Genomic DNA, 22013 nt, shown 5'->3' on the forward strand with positions numbered 1-22013 from the left:
GTGAGCCTGAGAATTTACTAGGAGCGATTTAATCAAGCAAGGTTTATTATATGTCAAAAAATACGAATAACAAGAACAGACGAATCACAGGGAAATTTATTGCTATTCCTAATTCAATGTTAGATAGCCTAGCTTATCGCTCATTAACTGGCAATGAAACAAAGGTATTTATTCATCTTTGCCGAAAATATAACGGCACGAATAACGGTAACTTAGCCATTCCCTACAACACCGTTGAGAAAGAGTATAACCTATCACGCCAAACGCTTTTCAAATGCCTAAAATCGCTAGAAGAGAAAGGATTTATAGAAACCAGCAGACAAGGCAGAAAAGGCGTATTGAGTCTGTACGCTGTCACAATCTACCGCATTGATGAATGTCTAAAGAATGGCTACTCCATCCACGACCTAAAACCAACAACCCAAGCTAAGCATAGTTGGAAACATTACAACGATAAACTGAAATCACAATCCAACAACACCAAGCCTTGTGAATAGCAAGGCTTTTTAATGCAACTTTAACTAAAAATCCGACCGCCGACAGTCTAACAGGTATTTATTGATGTTGTTGGTGGAATATCACGACTAAAAAAATAACTGCACCACATATTAAAAATAACTATATGATATGGTATATCTATAAACACGTTAAATTTCTTAACACCAAGAATAGCAAAATAATTCTATTTTCTTAACGTAAAGGGCAAAATATATACAGGTTTTGTATAATAAAAAACGATGACGTTAAAAAAATAGAACTATTAGGTTAAAAAATTAGAACAGAGAAAATCTAAAATTGAAGCGAGAAATCGGTAAATGATGACCACACTCACCCCCAAACAAGAAACCTTTTGCTTGTCCTACATTGAAACAGGCAATGCGAGCGAAGCCTACCGTCGAGCCTACAACGTGGAGCAAATGAAACCCGAAAGCGTTCACCGCAAAGCCAAGGAACTATTAGACAACGGCAAGATTGCGACAAGAATTAAGCAGTTACAATCGGATAATGTGGCACGGCACAACATCACCGTTGACAGTCTGCTTGATGAATTAGAGCACGCGAGAAAAATCGCCGAAAGCAACAACAACCCAAACGCAATGATTACGGCAACAATGGGCAAAGCCAAGCTGTTAGGTTTTGATAAGCCGAAAGCGGACGGTGAAGAGATTCAACATTTCCCTACTAAAATAATGCTTGTTGCTCCAAATCCTGAAGAGATAGCCAACGCACAAAACGCCCTAAATTTACACCGCAGTTTTGACTAATCCTAGCCCTAGGGGTGTGGAAAAGTTCAGCGAAAAAGCTCACCATACCGCCCCTGAAACTTCATTTAATCGCTATTGCAGTTTTTCAGGGGTTTTTAGTAAAAGGTACTCCCTAAGGGATACCCTTTCCCACGGGGTAACGGACTCACGGAGAAAGGCAAATTTTCGCATTTTTTGACCGTCATCATCATTCAGCTATTTTGTGATTCTTTTAATAAAATATTTGCCTAATAGTATCCAAAACTATACAATAATGCTATTACTTAATGGGGTGATTATGTACATTATTGAAGAAACCGAGATATTTTCAGAATGGCTTGATAATCTTAATGATCAAATGGCAGTTGTAGCGATAGTTTCACGCATTGACAGAGCCAAACAAGGGAACTTTGGCGATCATAAATCCGTTGGTGATGGAGTCTATGAAATGCGAATCACTAAAGGCAAAGGCTACCGAATCTATTACGCACGAAAAGGCGAAATTACTTACATACTAACCAACGGCGGTGATAAATCTACACAAAGCCAAGATATAGACAAAGCTAAACAACTTTGGCAACAAATTAAACAGGAGCTAAAAAATGACCATTAAAATCAGAGAATTTGATTCAGCACGTTATCTTAAAAATGAAGAAATGATGGTGGCATATCTTACCACGGCTTTAGAAGACGGCACACCTGAAGACTTTATCCAAGCCTTAAACACCGTAGCGAGAGCAAAAGGAATGAACGAGTTAGCCCAAAAAGCAGGCATTGGCAGAGAAAGCCTATATAAAACCCTTTCGTCAAGCAAACCCCGTTTTGAAACCGTGCGAAAAATTCTTAATGGGTTGAATATTGAGTTAGTACCACGGATAAAGACAGCTTGAAAAACAAACCCAAATTTAACCGCAGTTTTGAATAACTGATAGCCTGCAAACAGGGACACTTTAACTTAAAGTAACACCATAAGTAACACTGGTGAAAATCTGAATTGAGAAAACCCAGTATCTATAAGGCTTGAACGCACTCACTTCAGATGACGCCAGCCAGAACACAATTTTACACCGTCCAACGAAGCACAAAAAAGCCTTATTTCTTAATGATTTAAGGCTTTTTTGTTGTCTTTTGCTGTGCTATGCGGTACTATCTCAATCCGAGAAAAAAAGTAACATCGCTAGAAAAACTCAAAAATCAGTATTATCAAACAATTTTGTCAACATATCTGCCATAGCTTGATGGTTTGTGAGGTTTTTCAACCGAAGAGCAGACAAAAGCCTGTTCAATGTCATCTATGGCAATTTGTGTTCTACTGTAACCAACGTCTGTTTTTGGCGATAGCCCTTTGATTAGCTCTTTAATATCGCGCTTTAAATAAAATGCTCTCGTATCAGAAGACATATTAATGATGCTTTGCATTTCAATAATACTAAAAATTAATCACTTTATCCGCCCACAATGTCCAAACTGACACATCATCCAATGTACCTACGCTGACACCTTGAACTAACGGTAAATGTGTAATGCCACGAGCTTTAGTACAGCTTGTGCAAAGTTTAGCTTCCGCCCCTAACCCAGTTAATACTTCTAGGGTTTGTTGTACATTGTAACCATCATTCGGATTTTGACCCACAAGCCCAGCTAATACCGAATCAGAGAAGAAAAAGGCTTTGATTTCTACATCTTTACCATTTTCTTCTAATAGATTTACCGCAAAACGCAAGCCGTTAAACGTTTTTTCTGTGCCATAAGGTGATTCGTTAAAAATAAATAATAGTTTTTGCATAATATGTCCTCGTTGTTTAACCAACCCAAATAAATTTGATTAAGAATAAAATAGATACCGCCCAAACAGATCCGTTGATTTCTTTCCAACGGCCAGTACAGGCTTTCATAATACAGTAAGTAATGAAACCAAAGGCAATCCCTTCCGTAATGGAATAGGTAAATGGCATGATGACGGTGGTAATAAAGGCTGGTGTGGCTTCCGTTAAATCATGCCATTCCACTTCAATTAAGCTAGATGCCATTAAGATCCCTACAAACACCAATGCTCCTGCCGTCGCATAAGATGGTACTAAACCGGCCAATGGTGAGAAGAAAATGGTTAATAGGAATAATACCCCCACGACAACTGCCGTTAAGCCGGTACGTCCCCCAACAGAGACCCCTGAACCACTTTCAATATAAGTACTAATCGCCGATGTTCCCATAAATGAACCGACCATAGCAGATGTACTATCCACTAATAAGGCTTGTTTCATTTTTGGGAAACGTCCTTGCTCATCCGCAAATCCCGCTTTGGTAGTCACTGCAATTAATGTCCCGGATGAATCGAACAGGTTAACTAATAAGAAAGAAAAGATGATTCCGAGTAAACCTAAATCAAATGCCCCGGCAATATCCACTTGCCCAACCACAGAATCTAAACTTGGTGGCATTGACATAATGCCGTTAAATTGTACTGTAGGATCAAAAAGTAAAGCTAAAGCGGTAATCACTACGATAGACACTAACACGCCAGAGTGAATGCCTTTCGCAGACAATACAACGATAATAAAAAAGCCTAAAATTCCCATTAAGATTTTTAAATCGTGCAAATCACCTAAAGCAACCAAGGTAGCTTCATTAGGGATAATTAACCCCATATTTTTGAAGCCAATTAAGGCAATTAATAAACCGATTCCCGCTCCGATCCCAACTCGTAAACCTTTGGGAATAGCCGACATAAACCAGTAACGAATTTGTAATACAGTGAGCAAAAATAAGCCAACTGAGCCTAGAAAAATGGCACCCATCCCCACTTGCCAAGAATAGCCCATTTTTAACACCACACCATAGGCGAAAAAAGCATTTAATCCCATCGCTGGAGCAAGAGCGATCGGCAAGTTACTAAATAAGCCCATAGCAATTGTACCGAATGCAGCAATTAAACAAGTGGTGACAAATACCACTTGGGTATCCATACCTGCGACACCTAATACAGATGGGTTAACAAACACAATATAAACCATCGTGAAAAAGGTGGTAATCCCTGCGATCACTTCAGTTTTGGCATTGCTACCTTTTTGTTTTAGCTGAAAAAATTTTTCTAGCATATTGATTCCTTAAGTATTTAAGATTGTTGATTAAAAATTCTTGCTAACAAATTGATCGCTAAGAAAGCCAAATTAAAACGTTGTTCATCCGCGACCGTCCAAAATTCTACGCCATTTTCTATCACTTTCAAATCACTAATATGCAATTTAACTGTTTCTTCATTATTTTCCTGTTCACCATTTAATACAGGTGTTATTTTTTCGTCTAATTGAATAAAGTCATTTTGTTGGTATGCAGATTTCACCACATCAATATCTATAGCATAATCAGAAAATGCGCTAATTTTTTGCGCTAAACCATAAAATACTGGTACTTGAATACTATGCAACACCACATTCAAACTCGGAAAAATCTTACTTAATTGCACTGAAAAATCATGATGATGTGGCGAAACATCAAAGGCAAGGCGCTGTTCATCTTCATCTAACGGAATGCCATTTAACAATCTTGCGGTTTGCCCGACTAACTTAGTCACAGTTTCGCCACTATGATAAGATGCTGGCAACAAGGAACTAATAATCACTTGATTTAATGGATAATGTTCCATTAAGGATGCTAATGCTAAAACAATTTGACTCACTTGTGGATTCGGCAAACAGACTATGTTACGTTGTCGCAAATTTTCTAATTGTTCATCGTTTACGGTTGGCACCACCACTGGCACACCTGAAATAGATGCGCACACGCCCAACATATCAATCACTACACAACCACTTTCTGCGGCATTAGCAATATGTGTCGCTTGAGCTGTTTCGCCAGCAAATAGCACACAATCAAAATCGCCCCAATTTACATCTTCTGTAGCAATTTGTGCTACGGCTTTATTATTAAAACGTACCCCTTGTTCTTCATTAAAAGGATAAATTTCCACAATAAATAACTGGCTAATTTCCAATCCGCTATTTTGTAAAAAATAGGCTATTTTTTCACAAAGCTCAAATTCTGCTGCAATAGCGATATTTAATTTATTCATTTTTAGTTCTCATCGTAATAAAATAACGGCATATTTTAACTTGTTTCATAAAGAAAAGAAAATGACACCAGCTATAGATTTACTAAAAAAACAAAAAATTCCCTTTACTTTACACACTTATGATCACGATCCACATAACACCCACTTTGGTGATGAAGCAGCAGAAAAACTCGGCATCGATCCAAATCAATCATTTAAAACCTTATTAGTGGCAGAAAATGGCGATCAAAAGAAACTCGCTTGTTTTGTGTTGCCAACAGCCAATATGCTTAACCTGAAAAAAGCAGCGAAAGCTATTGGGGTAAAAAAAGTGGATATGGCAGATAAAGAATTTGCACAAAAAAGCAGTGGCTATTTAGTGGGTGGAATCAGCCCTTTAGGACAAAAGAAACGGCTAAAAACCGTTATTGAACAAAGTGCGGTGAATTTTGAGAAAATTTTTGTTTCGGGCGGAAAAAGGGGGTTAAGCGTAGAACTTGCCCCACAAGATTTAGCCAAGGTGCTAGGGGCGGAATTTTGGGATATAGTAGATGGAAATCACCCTTAACGAGATGAATTTTTGGGGTCTGTTTTATGTCCAAAAAGCAGATCCCAATTCGCCCAAATCACTAATCCCGTAAAAATACAACTCATTAATGCCAATGTGCCACCTACACCAATTAACCACCAATTCATAAACTTTCCCCTTTATTTAATAATTCCATTCTATCCTCGAACTAACTATGCTGCCGACTATCATTTGCCTGTTGTAATAGCTGGCGGCTTTCTTTCATAAATAGATCGGAATATTCACCAAACCACTGACTTACCTTATTAAAGGTATCAATAAAACCCTGTTTATCGCCTGTTTCAAAGAATTTTAGACTCTCTACATAACTTTCTTTTAGGCTTTCAATCACGGCTAAATTTTCTGGTTTATCCATAATAATATCTGCATATAATCCACCATCTTGGGCAAATAAACGCCCGATCATGGCTAATTCTAAGCGATAAATGGGTGAAGACAGGGCTAATAAATTGGCTAATTTTACAGGTTGCTTGGATAAATGTAAGCCGTTAGCAAAGGTCGAAAAATGGCGTAAGGCTTGAATATAGGTCATACTATGATCGTGTTCCGCAGCATCTACCTGATAAATTTTTGCTCCCCATATTGCAATTTGATCTAACAGCCATTGATAACGTTCAGGATAACGCCCGTCACAACGCACCACCACCTGCTTCGCCATACTGGCGATATCAGGACCAAACATCGGGTGTAACCCCACTACTGCCCCATGATGAACTTCCAACATTTTTTGTAGTGGCTGACGTTTAACCGATGTTAAATCCGTTAATAGCATATTTTCGGTTAAATAAGGTTGTAAGCGTTCAATCGTTTCTAAAGTGTTAGCAATCGGCACACAGACAATGACAACATCAGAATTTGCCAAAATTTGATCCGCACTTTGCCAATCTTGACGACCTAATATATCAACGGCATAACCTGATGAACGTAAGAAACGAACAAATAATCCACCGAGTTTACCATTTCCCCCTACTACCACGATTTTTTTGATTTCAGGGTTGACGGTTTTAAAACCAAAATCATTTTCACTGGTATAGGATTCACGCATCACTCGGCGTAAAACATCTTCAATCAAATCTGCTGGCACCCCGATTTTTTCTGCTTCTTGACGGCGAGCGGCTAACATATCTGCCTCACGTTCAGGTACATAAATTGGCAAACCCTGTTGGTGTTTCACTTCACCGACTTTTTTTACCAACGCAAGGCGTTTAGCAAACAGCTCAATTAATTCGCTGTCTAGGGTATCAATTTCATTTCTTATTTCTTTTAATACGTCCATTTTATCTTCCGTCAGAACTCAAGTGCGGTCTATTTTACTCGATTTTTTAAGTCGTCTGCAATTTTACGTAACAGGCTATCGGTAGTGTCCCAATCAATACAGGCATCAGTAATCGACACACCATATTGCATCTCACTAACAGGTTGTTCCGCACTTTGATTACCTGCATTAATATTACTTTCCAACATTAACCCAATAATTGAACGATTTCCATTCATAATTTGTTGTAAGCTATCTTCTGCGACTGCGGGTTGTAGGCGGTAATCTTTATTAGAATTGGCATGACTACAGTCAATCATAATCGCCGTTTCTAACCCTGCTTTTTCTAACGCCTGTTCACATTGTTGAACAAATTCCGCTTGATAATTAGGCACTTTACCACCACGTAAAATAACATGACCGTCTGGATTGCCTTCGGTGTGTAATAAATTCACCTGTCCTTTTTGGTTAATCCCAATAAAACTATGTTGCATTGAAGCGGCTTTCATGGCATTAATGGCGGTCGCTAAACTACCGTCTGTGCCATTTTTAAAGCCAACTGCCATGGATAAACCTGAAGCTAATTCTCGATGAGTTTGTGATTCCGTGGTTCTCGCTCCAATCGCTGACCAACTGAATAAATCTGCTAAATATTGTGGGGTAATCGGATCTAGTGCTTCGGTAGCCAATGGTAAACCCATTTCGGCTAATTCGAGTAATAATTGACGAGCAATATGCAAACCATGTTCTACATCAAACGTACCATCAACTTTCGGATCATTAATTAACCCTTTCCAGCCTACAGTGGTGCGAGGTTTTTCAAAGTAAACACGCATCACAATATAAAGCTGATCTTGTAGTACGTCAGCAAGCGCTTTTAAGCGTTTGGCATAATCTAATGCAGCCATAGGATCATGAATAGAACAAGGTCCAATCACCACCAATAAACGAGGATCTTGTTTGTGAATAATATTTGAAATATCTTGGCGATGTTGTTCTATTTGATGACGCAAATGCACTGGTAAAGGCAATTTTTGCTTTAATTCAATAGGTGTGATTAATACTTTCTCATCAACGATATGGACGTTATGGATACTATCTTTGTTCATACTGAGTTCCTTTGTGTAAAAAATTAGTTACATAAAATGTAAACAATAAAATACATTATAATAAAATAAATAGCAATCTTTTTCCTTGCACTAACGTACAAGGTTATTAATGTAACGATGCTCCGCATCTTTTCCAAATAAAACAAAAGCCACAGCGTGGCGTCATATTACTAACCCCGTACGTCAGTACGGGGCTATCAGTACAGGGCTATCAGTGTAGAGCAATCAAACTGCGGTCAAATTTCTCAAAGTTTTTTCAGCCACTTCTGTCAACATAGCTTTACGTTCTTGATTGCTAATAATATGTAAATCCCCAAATAAACGATGCTCAATATCAGTAATACCACAATAATTAAACAAACCATTGACCAAACATACATCTAGTGCTTGTGCAAAACCTTTGGCTTGATAAACCTCTACATTATTACCAATATTAATAAAGTGTTGCATTTTCTTGCCTTGTAATAATCCTACTGAACCATTTTCTCCTGTTTGATAAGCAAAACCATGGGTAAAAACACGATCTAAATAACCTTTGAGAATAGCAGGAAATCCCATCCACCATACGGGATAAATCATGGTAATCAAATCTGCTTGTTGAATAAGTTTTTGTTCATAACTCACTTCTTCAGGAATAATTCCTTGCCAGACACCTTGCATTTCCTCATAAGACAATACGGGATCAAAATTTAATGCGTAAAGATTTCTTACCACCGTATTTGCCCCAAACTGCTGGCTAACTTCCATGACGGTGTCTGCCATTGCTTTAGTAAAACTATTGCTATTAGGGTGAGCAAAGATAATTAAATGCAGTTTCATTAATTCACCTTTTGAACTATTAATGTAATGCCTTGTACGGTAAGCACTTTAATCCTATCTCCGACTTGTAACATTTCATTATGTGCCTGTTGGATTCGCCAAGTTGTATCACCGAAATGCCCTCGACCGATACCATTATCATTGATTTCCCGAACAATACCGACTGTGCCAAGCATGGCATGATCTCGTTGATTTAAGTGAGAATGTTTTTCATCAACAAGATCTTTTTTATGCTGATATTTCCACCAAAGTACGCTTAATATTGTCGCTAAAATAGCATAAATAATACCTAGACTGGCTAAGGATAATGCGGGAAATACTTGCATAATCCCCGCCACAACAATAGCTGCCAATCCCCACCACAGTAAGAAAATACCTGGGATTGCAATTTCTGCAATTAACAACACAAAGCCTAAAATTAGCCAATGCCATACTGTCCAAGTGGCAAACCATTCCATAACAGCTCCTTATTTTTTATCACCTTTTAATAACTCTGTAATACCTGCTATAGAACCTATTAAATTACCTGCTTCTAAAGGCATTAATACCACTTTGCTATTATCTGATCCACCGATATGTTTTAGTGCTTCAGTGTATTTTTGAGCAATAAAATAATTAATCGCTTTAGTATCCCCATTAGTAATCGCCTCAGATACCATTTGAGTGGCTTTGGCTTCGGCTTCAGCAGCACGTTCACGAGCCTCTGCTTGTAAAATTGCTTCTTGTTTTTCCCCTTCGGCACGCAAGATTCGAGATTGTTTCTCCCCCTCTGCACGTAAAATCTGAGCTTGACGAACCCCTTCCGCTTCTAACACTTCCGCCCGTTTATTCCGTTCTGCTTTCATTTGAGCATTCATGGCTTCACTTAATTCACGCGGAGGACGCACATCTCGAATTTCAATACGGGTTACTTTTACGCCCCAAGGATTGGTCGCTTCATCAACAATCGCCAATAAACGCCCATTAATACTATCTCGTTGCGAAAGCATTTCATCTAATTCCATACTCCCCAACACAGTACGAATATTGGTCATTACCAAATTGACTATCGCCTGTTCTAAGTGATTGACTTCATAAGCGGCACTACGTGCATCGATCACTTGCACAAAGCACACCGCATCAATGGATACATTGGCATTATCTTTCGAAATCACTTCTTGTGATGGAATGTCTAACACCTGTTCCATCATATTAATTTTACGACCTACACGATCCACAAAAGGAATCACAAAGTTCAAGCCTGGTGAAAGGGTTCTGGTATAACGACCAAAACGCTCAATGGTCCAGTGATAACCTTGTGGTACGGTTTTTAAGGTTGAATATAAAACAAACGCAACTAAAGCAATAAACACAATCGTTGCGACAGGTAAGCCATCGTAAAATTCCATAATAATCTCCTTATAAAAAATTCAGCAAAACTATAGCATTTTACACCGCAGTTTGTACATATTGATAGCCATTTTCTTTTGGCACAAATTCAAAAATATGGGTGATACATTGCGGTGCATCTTGATCTTGATGTGATACAAATAATAATTGTGTCGCACTGTTTTGCACTAATTGATCGATAAAATTTTTCACTAACGCTCGATTTAACCCATCTAACCCCTGCAATGGTTCATCTAAAATTAACACAGGCGGATATTTCACCATGGCTCGAGTAATTAACAATAACCGTTGCTGACCCCAAGAAAGTGAACGAAATGGCTTTTTCGCCAAGTTGGCTAAATTGATTCGTTCTAGCCATTGCATCGCTTTCACTCGCAAGGCATCGGGAGTGCGTTGATAAACACCAATGCTATCAAAAAAACCTGAAATAATCACATCTAATACAGAGCAATTTACCCGATAATCCATGTGCAGTTGACTACTTACGTAGCCAATATTGGATTTAATTTGCCAAATACTTTCCCCCGTACCACGTTGACGACCAAATAACCGCACAATATTACTGTAAGATTGAGGATGATCGCCTGTAATAATAGAAAGTAAGGTAGATTTTCCTGCACCATTAGGACCTTTAATCCACCAATGTTGCCGTGGTAATACTGTCCAAGTTAATTTATCTAAAATAATTTTATCCGCATATTGAATAGTCACATTTTCCAATTCAAAGTGCGGTGTATTTTGATCGAGTTTTTGCACTGGCGAAGCACTTTCAGGTAAAGGTACATCAATGGCATTTTCAGCATAGTGTAATTGTTGAAAAATACTATGCTGCTCTACTTCCGTTCTATTTCCTTGTAAAACAAGTTCGCAATGCTCCAACAAGGCAATCTGTTTAGCCGTGGGCGGAATATCGTTAAAACGATTAATAATCAGCAATAATGTGGTTTGTTTAGATAAAATATCTAATAGCGATTGCCAATCTTGTACCGATTTTTGATCTAGTCCCTCAAAGGGTTCATCTAAAACCAGTAAATCTGGTTGCTGCACTAAGGTTTGAGCTAATAGGATTTTGCGACTTTCACCTGTAGAAAGGTGCATGAAAGGACGATCTAATAACGGTGTAATCCCAAGTATTTCTGCATACTGTTGACATAATTGATGATGATCCGAACCGTTCAAAATAGTTTGGCGAGCGGTTTTACCAAAATCATCAGGGCTAATACAATCATTGTTCCGATCACGAAAAGTTTGTTCTAAAATTTTCTGTTGTTTTTCGAAGGAAAATTGTTGAATGTTGGTAAAGGTATTTTCATATAATCCATCATAAACTGGAATTTTACCTTCAACTGCTAATGAAAAAGCGGTTTTGCCACTCCCATTACTTCCCACCACAACCCAAAAATCCCCTTGTTGAATTTGAAAGTGCGGTATTTTTAAACGATTTTTTTGATTTAATAAGAATTCGGCTTGTTGAAGATTAATTTGTTTCATTACTTATCACCCTTATTTTATTCTATAATTTCTATCATGTTATCTGACTAACAAACAAAAGAAAAGGCTAAACCAATGTTTAGCCTTCGCATCAATCAAAACGCTATATTATTTTTGATAATAAGGTGTCGGACCTTTAGGACCAGCGACTTTACTTGATTCAGATTGGTTCAATACGATACCAGAAGATTTAACTTCTACACGACGATTAGGACGTAAACAATCTCTTAACGCTTGACCTGTTTCTCCATCACAAGCTTTAACTTGATTTGCTTTACCATGTCCGGTAGCAACAAAATTAGCTTGAACACCTTGTTCAATTAAACGTGCTTTAACGCGGTCTGCACGACGTTGTGATAAATTTAAGTTATAAGCGTCAGAACCCAAACGGTCAGTATAACCATCAATAGAAACGTCTTTAGCACCTGATTTAATTAATTGTGCCGCAATATTATCTACCACTTCTTTACCTTTAACAGTTAACACATCTTTATTAAAGTCAAATAAGAAATCGCCGCTTAAATCAAACGATGAATTACCATTACAGCCATTCGGATACCAGAAGAAACTTTGTGCATTCATATTCTTGTCAAATAAGATTTTATATTGACAAATTTTGTGTTCACCATTTTCACGATAGTTGAAAACATAATCCCACTCTCGCACGCCATATAAGCCTTCGGCAAAATGTGGACGACCTAACAAGTTATATAATTGGTCTTTGTTCATACCACGTTCAACCATGCGAACATTATCCCAGTTTGGCCATGAACCAAATTGTGAACCATCATGGTTAAAAAGGGATTTATCAATTTTAGGCCACACTAAATTAGCCACAGCCTGCTCTGTTGTTTCACCTGCGGGTTGCCCCTCATCGGTAATATTGCTTAAATTTCCACAAGCTACCAAGGTAGTTGCGGCAATAGTTGATAATAAAAAATGTGATAATTTCATTCGTTTTACCTTAAATAATGTTTTCATAATCCTAAAATACCTAATTATAATTATAGCTAAAAACAATAATGACCTAAACTCCCTTTATTATTGCAATAATCACTGCTATAACCTGATGTTATGGTAATATTAAACAATAATAAAGTAAATCAAATTTCTCCGCATAATAAGAATTTTTTGTAAAGATTGTAAAGAAACTACAAAAAGGTTCTTTCATCACCTTTTAACCAGTTAAGTAACAAATTATTAGCACTTTCTTCAGTTTGTTTACCCAGTTTTTGTAACAAAGATTTCTTCTGCTTATATTGCACGCCGAGTACAGATTTTTCACCTATCGCCTGCAAAATCACATCATCGCTGGTGGCAATTTCATCTATTAAATGTAAATCCAAGGCTTGTTGACCAAACCAATGTTCACCCGTGGCAATTTTCGTCACATCTAACTGCGGTCGATGTTGTGCCACAAATTGTTTAAATAATTCATGGGTTTCTTCCAATTCTTGTTGGAATTTTTGTTTGCCCTTTTCAGTGTTTTCACCCAAAATAGTCACGGTGCGTTTATATTCACCAGCCGTCATCACATCGACATCGACATCGTGTTTCTTCAATAAACGATGAATATTCGGAATCTGTGCTACCACCCCAACAGAACCAATAATCGCAAAGGGAGCAGAAATAATACGATCTGCCACACAAGCCATCATATACCCCCCACTGGCTGCCACTTTATCCACCGCCACCGTGAGTTTAATCCCTTTTTGTTTTAAACGAGCAAGCTGTGAAGCCGCTAAACCGTAGCCATGCACTACGCCACCTGGGCTTTCTAAACGTAATAACACTTCATCTTTTGCAGGATCGGCTACTTGCAAAATGGCACTAATTTCTTCACGTAATGCAGTGGTTTCAGATGCCTGAATATCGCCTTTAAAATTCAACACATACAAAGTCGGTTTCGCATCTTGTTCGACAACTTCACCTTTTTTACGTTTGGCTTTCAAGGCTTTCGCTTTAGCTTTTTCCGCCTTTTTCTCGGCTTTTTCTTGCTCTTTTAATTCATCTTCCGTTAAATGAAAATCACGCAATTTTTTGCTGTTATCCTCATATTGTTCCGATAAATCGGTAATCTCTAATTCACCATGGGAATGAGCAGATTTCTCTTTTAACGCCATAATCACGGCGACAATCCCAGCAATCACTAATAAAATGGTTAAAATTTCTAAAATAAAAATCCCATAACCAATTGCAATTTCAGACCACATCTATGTTGTTTCTCCTATAAAAAATCCATTAAAATACACCGCACTTTCGGGAAGCTAAACTCAATCCTAACTACGCAACCCAATACCACGGCTAATTAAATAATAAGCCATTCCGTATAACACAGAAATAAACAATATCAATACCGTAAAAGTATAAACCAACGGCACATCGCTGATGCCTAAAAAACCATAACGAAAACCATTGATCATATACACAATCGGATTGAGTTTCGATACCCCTTGCCAAAATGGCGGTAACAGGGAAATCGAATAAAATACCCCACCTAAATAGGTTAATGGTGTTAACACAAAGGTCGGAATAATACTGATATCATCAAAAGATTGGGCAAAAACCGCATTTATCAAGCCCCCTAAAGAAAAAGTGGCTGTGGTAAATAACAAGGTTAAAGCAATCACGCCCCAAGAATGAATATCAAAGGACACAAAAAATAACGACACCGTGGTAACTAATATCCCCACCAAAATCCCACGCACCATACCACCAGCCATATAACCTAAAATAATAATGTGAGACGACACAGGTGAAATCAGCAATTCTTCTACATTACGTGCAAATTTGGTGCTATAAAAAGATGAAGCCACATTGGCAAAAGAATTGGTTAAAGATGACATCATAATCAACCCTGGCACAATAAATTGCATATAACTAAAGCCACCCATCTCGCCGATTCGGCTACCAATTAACTGCCCGAAAATCACAAAATATAAAGTCATGGTAATCACAGGTGGCACCAATGTTTGCACCCAAATTCGCATAAAACGGCGAATTTCTTTGCGTAGAATGGTATAAAATGCGACCCAAGTTAATTGCATATTATCTCTCCCCTGTTACTGGTTTATTTAACGCCATTCGGACAAATAATTCTTCTAAGCGGTTAGTTTTATTTCGCATACTGAGTACCTGTACTTGTTGCTCTGCCAGTTGAATAAACAGGGAATTTAGCCCTTGCTCTCGGTGAACTTCGACTTCAATAGAACATTGTTCTAAGGCGGTTATTTTGTAATCTTTAATTTGTGACAACGTCGCATTTTTATCCAAATCCAGAATAAAGGTTTCGGTTTCCAGTTTCGCCAGCAGATCTTTCATCGCCATATTTTGCACTAATCGCCCTTGCTGAATAATCCCAATATGGCGACATAACATTTCCGCTTCTTCTAAATAATGCGTGGTTAAAATAATGGTGGTGCCTTGCTGATTAATTTCTGCCAAAAACGTCCACAAACTACGGCGTAATTCAATATCCACGCCTGCGGTGGGTTCATCTAAAATCAATAATTTAGGTTGGTGCATTAAAGCTCGAGCAATCATCAAACGGCGTTTCATCCCCCCTGATAATCTTCTCGCCTGCTGATGACGCTTATCCCATAAATCCAAGCGTTTTAACCAGATTTCCGCACGTTGCAAAGCCTCCGTTCGCACAATACCATAATAACCGGCTTGATTAATTAAAATATCGATCACGTTTTCAAACTGGTTAAAATTAAATTCCTGTGGCACTAACCCGATACATTGCTTGACTAAATTCAGCTGTTGATCTAAATCATAGCCAAACACTTTTACCGTGCCATTGGTTTTATTCACCAACGAGCTGATAATGCCGATAGTAGTAGATTTCCCAGCCCCATTATGTCCAAGTAACGCATAAAAATCACCGCGTTCTACGGTTAAGTCAATCCCATGTAACGCTTTGACACCATTTTTATAAGACTTAGTTAAGCCTTTTATTTCTAATGCAAACATTTGCGTTTACCTTTTTTGTTATTCTTCTTATTTCAAGCCGACTATGATAACGTTTTTTACAAAATCAGGCAAAAAACACCGCACTTTTTCTATTTAATCGCTACGAAAAAATCCGAACATTTAAAGATTGTTGATATTTTGGTTTACACACCCTGCCATCAAGTATATACTCTTGCTAAATACAAAAATAAAAGGAGCATAAAATGGTTGAAGCCTCTGTTTTTATTACTAATCGCACGCAAGCTGTGCGTTTGCCTGCGGAAGTGCGATTTGACGAAAGTGTAAAAAAAGTCTCCGTGCGAGTGGTTGGGCAAGAACGTATTTTGACCCCATTAGATCAAATGTGGGAGAGCTTTTTCCTGTCACCTAATAGAGTCAGTGATGATTTTATGAATGAGCGTGATCAAGGTGTGCAACCTGAGCGTGAGAATTTTTAATTGGGAAAAACAATGCTGAAATATATGCTAGATACCAATATGGTGATTTATGTTATCAAACGCCGTCCACTTGAAGTGTTGAATATGTTTAATCTCAACATTGGGCGAATGTGTGTGAGTAGCATTACCGTTGGCGAGTTGTATTATGGTGCAGAAAAAAGTGCTTATCCTGAGCGTAATTTGAGTGTGATTGATGACTTTCTTTCTCGCCTAAAAGTCGTAGATTACACGCCCAAAAATGCCGCCCATTATGGCAATATTAAAGCCGAATTAAGCAAACAAGGTAATCTTATCGGTGAAAATGATCTGCATATTGCCGCTCACGCTCGTAGTGAAGGATTGATTTTGGTCAGTAATAATCTGCGAGAATTTGAGCGAGTTTCAGGATTAATCACCCAAAATTGGATTAAAGAATAAAAGCCAGCCAACCTATTTCAACACTCTCGTGAAATAACACAAAAATCCCTTGACAAAATTCTTTTGTACTAGTTTAATAGTACAAAATTCATTTTCATAAACCATAAGGATAGCTTATGTTTCAGCCTTATATTCAAGTTCTCCATCAACAGGTCGCCTATTATGACGATCTCGTGCCTGTTTTTAATACGCTCTCCCCAGAAAAATCTAACAGCCTATTATTAGAAAGTGCGGAGATTTCGAGCAAAAATAGTTTAAAAAGTTTGTTGTTGATTAACGCCGCAGTCAAAATTTCCTGCCAAGGACAGATTGTCACATTTCAAGCCTTAACAGCCAATGGAAACACCGTTTTAATTCACCTTGAAGAAAAGTTACAGGGTTTGAGCACACTCACCAAATTGAATCAAACTACCCTACAAGCCGAATTTGCGGCACTCGATCAAAATCTTGATGAAGACAGTAAATTACAATCTGCCACTGTATTTGACGGACTTCGTCAAATTGCTACGCTTTATTCTCATAGTCAAACACCCATTTTTTTAGGGGGATTATTTGCCTATGATTTAGTGGCAAATTTTATTCCAATGGACGGTATTCAGTTACAAGATGATGGTTTAACCTGCCCCGATTATGTCTTTTATCTAGCAGAAAATTTACTGCGTTTTGATCACCCAACTCAACAGGCGACATTACAAACTTTCTGTTTTAATTCCAAAGCATTAGTGGATTTGCAACAAAGTGCGGTGAAAATTTCGCAAGATTTACAGAATTTGAAACCGTTACCCGCCATTCAAAAAGCAGATACGCAGGTACAAATTAATCACGATGATGACAAATTTAAACAAATTATCACCGCACTTAAACAACATATTTATGACGGTGATGTATTCCAAATCGTGCCATCTCGCCGTTTTTCTTTGCCTTGTCCCAATACGCTTGCAACCTATCGTCAGTTAAAATTGAACAATCCAAGCCCCTATATGTTCTTTATGCAAGATGATGAATTTACCCTATTCGGTGCATCACCTGAAAGTGCATTAAAATATTCAGCGGAAAATCGCCAGTTGGAAATTTACCCGATTGCAGGATCTCGCCCACGGGGATTTGATGCCAATGGTCAGATCGATCCTGAACTCGACGCTCGTTTAGAATTGGAACTGCGGTTAGATCATAAGGAATTAGCCGAACATTTGATGTTGGTAGATTTAGCTCGCAACGATATTGCTCGAGTCTGCGAAAGTGGTACACGTCAAGTGTGTGATTTAATGCAGGTCGATCGCTATTCACATATTATGCACTTGGTTTCTCGTGTAGTGGGTAAACTTCGCCCTGAATTAGATGCCTTACACGCTTATCAAGCCTGTATGAATATGGGAACGCTAACAGGTGCGCCGAAAATTAAAGCCATGCAGTTGATTTATCAATTTGAGCAAGAAAAACGCCATAGCTACGGCGGTGCAGTGGGCTATTTAGGTTCAGACGGTAATTTCGACACTTGCATTGTGATTCGTTCCGCCTTTGTACAAAATGGCATAGCACACGTGCAAGCAGGCTGTGGCGAAGTGTTGGATTCCGATCCACAAATGGAAGCGGACGAAACTCGTCATAAAGCTCGTGCGGTGTTAAATACCATTATTCAAACTAACCAATTAGCGTAAGGAACAAATTATGGCAACTATCGTATTTTTAGACAATTTTGATTCCTTTACTTACAATCTGGTGGATCAATTCCGCACACTGGGGCATAACGTAAAAGTCTATCGCAACGACTGCGAGCTGGATTTTTTAACCAAAATCTGCCTTGAACCTGACAGTATTTTGGCACTCTCTCCCGGACCTGGTACACCTGCTCAAGCTGGCAATATGCTTGCCTTAATTGAGAAAGTCAAAAATCAAGTGCCGATTATTGGGATTTGTTTGGGACATCAAGCCTTAATTGAATCTTTCGGCGGCAAGGTGGTTCATGCAGGCAAAGTGTTACACGGCAAAGTGTCAAAAATCAACCATGATGAACAAGCCATGTTTAAGGATTTACCTAATCCAATGCCCGTGGCTCGCTATCATTCCCTAATGGGAACCGAATTACCCGATGAATTAATCGTCAATGCAGAATATAACCATATTATTATGGCAATTCGTCACCGCACCTTGCCAATTTGTGCCTTTCAATTTCACCCTGAAAGTATTTTAACTGTTCAAGGTGGAAAATTATTAGAAAATTCAATTCGTTGGTTAGTTAACCGATAAGGGGAAATTATGATTATTGTTTATGGTTTAAAACACACGCTTGCACCACGAAAACAGCAGATTATGCAAGCAATTTACGATTGCTTAAATATGCAACTGGATATTCCCCCACGTAAACATACTTTACGTTTTATCGGCTTAGAACGAGAAGATTTTTTCTGTCCTGAGGGGCGAACAGACGATTTTATTGTGGTTGAAATTAATCTAATGCAAGGGCGTTCCGAAGATACCAAAAAACGGCTAATAAAAATGCTGTTTTGTGAATTGGAACAACGGGCGGATATTAATGCCATTGATGTGGAAATCACCATTAAAGAACAACCGCCACATTGTTGGGGTTTCCGTGGTATGACAGGTGACGAAGCCAACGACTTAGCTTATAGTATTTATCGTTAAGGAAAGTATTATGCAAACTGAACAACTATTATCCCAACTCTTTGAAAAACAACCATTAAGCCAAAAACAAGCAGAACAACTATTTAACGCTGTTATGCACGGTGAATTAGCCAATGAACAATTAGCAGGGGTATTGATTGCTTTAAAATTACGTGGTGAAACACCAGAAGAAATCAGTGGTGCGGTCAATGCTGTGGTGGCAAATGCTCAACATTTCCCTACCCCACATTATGATTTTGCCGATATTGTTGGAACAGGTGGAGATGGTGCCAACACTATTAATATTTCCACTGCCTCTGCCATTGTGGCTGCCAGTCTTGGCTTTAAAGTTGCCAAACACGGCAATCGTAGTGTATCGAGCAAAACAGGGGCGAGTGATGTATTGAGTGCGTTAGGCGTAAATATTGCTATGAGTGCTGAAACTGCACGCAAGGCATTAGATGAAACCAATATCTGCTTTTTATGGGCGCAACAATATCATCAAGGTTTTAAATATGCCGCTCCAGTTCGCCAAGCCTTGAAAACTCGCACATTGTTTAACATTCTTGGTCCATTATGTAACCCTGCTCGCCCAACGCATCAATTATTAGGGGTGTATTCGCCAGATTTAATTCAACCCTATGCGGAAACGGTAGTCCGTTTAGGCGGTAAAAATACCATTGTGGTACATGGTTCTGGTTTAGATGAAGTGGCGATTCACGGCAAAACCGATGTGGCAGAAGTACGTCACGGCGAGATTACTTATTACAGCGTAACCCCTTATGATTTCGGTTTTGAACCACAACCACTAGAAAGCCTACGTGGTGGTGAACCCGCAGAAAATGCACAATTTCTCACCGCACTTTTACAAGGCAAAGGCAAAGCCGAACACGTTCAAGCCGTGGCAATGAACGTAGCAATGTTAATGAAAGTGTTTGGTCATCAAGATTTAAAATCCAATGCGGAACAGGTACTTGGTGTAATAACAAGCGGTAAACCTTATGAAACTTTGGTAAAATTAACCCAGTATTAACATATAAACATTGTAGGGGCGTATTGCATACGCCCAAAAATCCTACATAAATCATAAAATTGAGCGTTAGGGCGTATGCAATACGCCCCTACAACTGTCAAAATAATCCAGAACAAAAATATGAACATCAACAAAAACGCCCCCACCATTCTACAAAAAATCGTACTCGATAAATTGGATTGGGTAAAACAAAAAAAAGTCGAATTTCCGCTAAGTGAATTTCAACAAAAAATCACTAATTCTGACCGCAGTTTTTATCAGGCCCTAATGTCATCAAAGACACAAGGCAATTATCAACAACCTGCTTTTATTTTAGAATGTAAAAAAGCCTCGCCGTCTAAAGGCTTAATTCGTGCCGAATTTAATTTGGCAGAGATTGCTCATGTGTATAAACATTATGCGACCGCTGTTTCCGTACTGACAGATGAAAAATATTTCCAAGGGGATTTTGCTTATATTCAGCAAGTGCGAAATATCGTCAGCCAGCCTGTATTATGCAAAGATTTTATGGTCGATGAATATCAAGTTTATCTCGCCCGATTCCATCAAGCGGATGCGATTTTATTGATGCTTTCCGTGGTAGATGATGAAACCTACCAAAAATTATCTCACCTTGCTCATCAGCTTAGCATGGGTGTATTAACCGAAACCAGTAACGAAGTGGAATTTGAACGAGCGTTGAGCTTAGGAGCAAAAATTATCGGGGTAAATAACCGTAATTTGCACGATCTCACGGTGGATTTAAATCGGGTAAAATACTTGGTGGAAAAATATCAACATCAGATTCCAGCCGATACTCGCATTATCAGTGAATCAGGAATTTACACGCACGCTCAAGTGCAACAGCTAAAATCCGTATCTCACGGCTTTTTGATTGGCAGCAGTTTAATGGGAAGTCACGATTTAAATAACGCCGTACGTTCGGTGATTTTCGGCGAAAATAAAGTCTGTGGTTTAACTCGTCCGCAAGATGTGCAAGCCGTTTATAGCCAAGGTGCCTTATACGGCGGTTTAATCTTTGCGGAAAAATCACCACGCCAAGTCAGTCTTAGACAAGCACAAGAATTAGTCACCACTGCCCCATTGCGTTTTGTTGGTGTTTTCCAGAATCAGGAAATTGATTTTATCGTGAAAATAGCCAGCCAACTGCAACTTTTTGCGGTGCAATTACACGGTTCAGAAAATGCTGGATTTATCACCGCACTTCGTCAACAATTACCTGAAAACATTCAAATCTGGCAAGCGGTTTCGGTAGATATTGAAAACCAAACTGCGGTGCAAATTGATGAAATTTCAGAGGTCAATCGCTATGTTCTCGACAGTAAACTTGGCAATCAACAGGGCGGTACAGGCAAACCCTTTAACTGGTCAAAAATTCCTGCGGAATTGAAAAATCGTATTATGCTGGCAGGTGGGATTAGTCCAGAAAATATCGATCTTGCCTTACAACAAGGCTGTTTAGGGCTAGACTTAAATTCAGGCGTAGAAAGTGCCAAAGGGATAAAAAGTGCGGAAAAATTGACCGCAGTTTTTGAGAAAATTCATCAATATTAATCACTTGCCCCAATCACGCAATACGTGA

27 protein-coding genes are annotated in these 22013 nt (G+C 38.6%); 12 read left to right on the forward strand and 15 right to left on the reverse strand.

Translation table 11 applies throughout. From position 1 onward, the window contains the following. Positions 1–50 precede the first annotated feature (50 nt). The 4 genes from O1Q79_RS04190 (at position 51) to O1Q79_RS04205 (ending at position 2134) form a co-directional block, all read left to right on the forward strand. Complete coding sequence (locus O1Q79_RS04190; RefSeq protein ID WP_386693108.1) at positions 51–497, forward strand: helix-turn-helix transcriptional regulator; 447 nt, start codon at positions 51–53, stop codon at positions 495–497. Between the two features lie 318 nt (positions 498–815). Beyond that, positions 816–1265, forward strand: a complete 450-nt coding sequence (locus O1Q79_RS04195) for a terminase small subunit (RefSeq protein ID WP_386693109.1) — start codon at positions 816–818, stop codon at positions 1263–1265. Between the two features lie 277 nt (positions 1266–1542). Continuing rightward, entirely contained in the window at positions 1543–1857 is a 315-nt protein-coding gene (locus O1Q79_RS04200) for a type II toxin-antitoxin system RelE/ParE family toxin (protein WP_386693110.1), read from the forward strand. Next, a complete protein-coding gene (locus O1Q79_RS04205; RefSeq protein ID WP_386693111.1) occupies positions 1847–2134 on the forward strand; it encodes an addiction module antidote protein in 288 nt (95 codons plus the stop codon). Before O1Q79_RS04200 ends, O1Q79_RS04205 begins: the two co-directional genes overlap by 11 nt. Before the next feature lie 313 nt (positions 2135–2447). On the opposite strand, the gene O1Q79_RS04210 is transcribed toward O1Q79_RS04205, so the two are convergent. From O1Q79_RS04210 to O1Q79_RS04225, 4 genes are read right to left on the reverse strand one after another with little or no spacing between them, the layout of a single operon-like run. Further along, positions 2448–2645, reverse strand: a complete 198-nt coding sequence (locus tag O1Q79_RS04210) for a hypothetical protein (protein ID WP_386693112.1) — start codon at positions 2643–2645, stop codon at positions 2448–2450. A 28-nt stretch (positions 2646–2673) separates the two neighbouring features. After that, the gene (locus tag O1Q79_RS04215; protein WP_386693113.1) at positions 2674–3030 is read right to left on the reverse strand and encodes a DsrE/DsrF/TusD sulfur relay family protein; all 357 of its coding nucleotides are present in this window, start codon (positions 3028–3030) and stop codon (positions 2674–2676) included. A 16-nt stretch (positions 3031–3046) separates the two neighbouring features. After that, positions 3047–4342 (reverse strand): NCS2 family permease, encoded by a 1296-nt coding sequence (locus O1Q79_RS04220; protein WP_386693114.1) that lies wholly within the window; start codon positions 4340–4342, stop codon positions 3047–3049. 17 nt (positions 4343–4359) lie between these two features. After that, complete coding sequence (locus tag O1Q79_RS04225; protein ID WP_386693115.1) at positions 4360–5316, reverse strand: oxidoreductase; 957 nt, start codon at positions 5314–5316, stop codon at positions 4360–4362. A 61-nt stretch (positions 5317–5377) separates the two neighbouring features. Between O1Q79_RS04225 and ybaK the strand changes: the two genes are divergently transcribed. Beyond that, on the forward strand, positions 5378–5863 hold the full coding sequence (gene ybaK, locus O1Q79_RS04230; protein WP_386693117.1) for a Cys-tRNA(Pro) deacylase: 486 nt from the start codon (positions 5378–5380) through the stop codon (positions 5861–5863). On the opposite strand, the gene O1Q79_RS04235 is transcribed toward ybaK, so the two are convergent. The 11 genes from O1Q79_RS04235 to O1Q79_RS04285 form a co-directional block, all read right to left on the reverse strand. Then, positions 5860–5991, reverse strand: a complete 132-nt coding sequence (locus O1Q79_RS04235) for a hypothetical protein (RefSeq protein WP_386693118.1) — start codon at positions 5989–5991, stop codon at positions 5860–5862. The two genes, ybaK and O1Q79_RS04235, sit on opposite strands and share 4 nt — an antisense overlap. 41 nt (positions 5992–6032) lie before the next feature. Beyond that, a complete protein-coding gene (gene tyrA, locus O1Q79_RS04240) occupies positions 6033–7160 on the reverse strand; it encodes a bifunctional chorismate mutase/prephenate dehydrogenase (RefSeq protein ID WP_386693119.1) in 1128 nt (375 codons plus the stop codon). Positions 7161–7189: 29 nt separating this feature from the next. Further along, complete coding sequence (locus O1Q79_RS04245; RefSeq protein WP_386693120.1) at positions 7190–8248, reverse strand: 3-deoxy-7-phosphoheptulonate synthase; 1059 nt, start codon at positions 8246–8248, stop codon at positions 7190–7192. A gap of 225 nt (positions 8249–8473) precedes the next feature. Beyond that, on the reverse strand, positions 8474–9067 hold the full coding sequence (locus tag O1Q79_RS04250) for an NAD(P)H-dependent oxidoreductase (protein WP_386693121.1): 594 nt from the start codon (positions 9065–9067) through the stop codon (positions 8474–8476). After that, positions 9067–9525, reverse strand: coding sequence for an NfeD family protein (locus O1Q79_RS04255; protein WP_386693122.1), 459 nt, complete (start codon positions 9523–9525; stop codon positions 9067–9069). The genes O1Q79_RS04250 and O1Q79_RS04255 overlap by 1 nt, the downstream gene beginning before the upstream one ends. Positions 9526–9534: 9 nt before the next feature. Then, positions 9535–10455 (reverse strand): SPFH domain-containing protein, encoded by a 921-nt coding sequence (locus tag O1Q79_RS04260; RefSeq protein ID WP_386693123.1) that lies wholly within the window; start codon positions 10453–10455, stop codon positions 9535–9537. Between the two features lie 40 nt (positions 10456–10495). Continuing rightward, the gene (gene modF / locus O1Q79_RS04265) at positions 10496–11947 is read right to left on the reverse strand and encodes a molybdate ABC transporter ATP-binding protein ModF (protein ID WP_386693124.1); all 1452 of its coding nucleotides are present in this window, start codon (positions 11945–11947) and stop codon (positions 10496–10498) included. A 108-nt stretch (positions 11948–12055) separates the two neighbouring features. Beyond that, complete coding sequence (locus tag O1Q79_RS04270; protein WP_386693125.1) at positions 12056–12901, reverse strand: OmpA family protein; 846 nt, start codon at positions 12899–12901, stop codon at positions 12056–12058. A 197-nt stretch (positions 12902–13098) separates the two neighbouring features. After that, entirely contained in the window at positions 13099–14160 is a 1062-nt protein-coding gene (sohB, locus tag O1Q79_RS04275; RefSeq protein WP_386693126.1) for a protease SohB, read from the reverse strand. Positions 14161–14226: 66 nt separating this feature from the next. Then, on the reverse strand, positions 14227–14994 hold the full coding sequence (locus O1Q79_RS04280; protein ID WP_386693128.1) for an ABC transporter permease: 768 nt from the start codon (positions 14992–14994) through the stop codon (positions 14227–14229). Between the two features lies 1 nt (position 14995). Next, positions 14996–15922: an ABC transporter ATP-binding protein gene (locus tag O1Q79_RS04285; protein WP_386693129.1), complete on the reverse strand. Its 927-nt coding sequence runs from the start codon at positions 15920–15922 to the stop codon at positions 14996–14998. Between the two features lie 203 nt (positions 15923–16125). On the opposite strand from O1Q79_RS04285, the gene vapB reads away from it, so the two are divergent. The 7 genes from vapB (at position 16126) to trpCF (ending at position 21985) form a co-directional block, all read left to right on the forward strand. After that, a complete protein-coding gene (gene vapB, locus O1Q79_RS04290; protein ID WP_386693130.1) occupies positions 16126–16359 on the forward strand; it encodes a type II toxin-antitoxin system VapB family antitoxin in 234 nt (77 codons plus the stop codon). A 12-nt stretch (positions 16360–16371) separates the two neighbouring features. Continuing rightward, positions 16372–16776 carry a tRNA(fMet)-specific endonuclease VapC gene (gene vapC, locus O1Q79_RS04295; RefSeq protein ID WP_153985822.1) on the forward strand — a complete coding sequence of 135 codons (405 nt, stop codon included), beginning with the start codon at positions 16372–16374 and terminating at the stop codon, positions 16774–16776. Positions 16777–16892: 116 nt separating this feature from the next. Then, on the forward strand, positions 16893–18434 hold the full coding sequence (gene trpE, locus O1Q79_RS04300) for an anthranilate synthase component I (RefSeq protein ID WP_386693131.1): 1542 nt from the start codon (positions 16893–16895) through the stop codon (positions 18432–18434). Positions 18435–18444: 10 nt separating this feature from the next. After that, the gene (locus O1Q79_RS04305; RefSeq protein WP_386693133.1) at positions 18445–19023 is read left to right on the forward strand and encodes an aminodeoxychorismate/anthranilate synthase component II; all 579 of its coding nucleotides are present in this window, start codon (positions 18445–18447) and stop codon (positions 19021–19023) included. A gap of 9 nt (positions 19024–19032) precedes the next feature. Continuing rightward, on the forward strand, positions 19033–19419 hold the full coding sequence (locus O1Q79_RS04310) for a tautomerase family protein (RefSeq protein ID WP_132302453.1): 387 nt from the start codon (positions 19033–19035) through the stop codon (positions 19417–19419). A gap of 10 nt (positions 19420–19429) precedes the next feature. After that, entirely contained in the window at positions 19430–20431 is a 1002-nt protein-coding gene (gene trpD, locus O1Q79_RS04315; protein WP_386693134.1) for an anthranilate phosphoribosyltransferase, read from the forward strand. A gap of 120 nt (positions 20432–20551) precedes the next feature. Further along, positions 20552–21985 carry a bifunctional indole-3-glycerol-phosphate synthase TrpC/phosphoribosylanthranilate isomerase TrpF gene (gene trpCF, locus O1Q79_RS04320; protein WP_386693135.1) on the forward strand — a complete coding sequence of 478 codons (1434 nt, stop codon included), beginning with the start codon at positions 20552–20554 and terminating at the stop codon, positions 21983–21985. Positions 21986–22013 lie beyond the last annotated feature (28 nt).

Origin of the sequence: Lonepinella sp. MS14434 (genome assembly GCF_042468235.1) — a bacterium.
Lineage (GTDB): Bacteria > Pseudomonadota > Gammaproteobacteria > Enterobacterales > Pasteurellaceae > Lonepinella.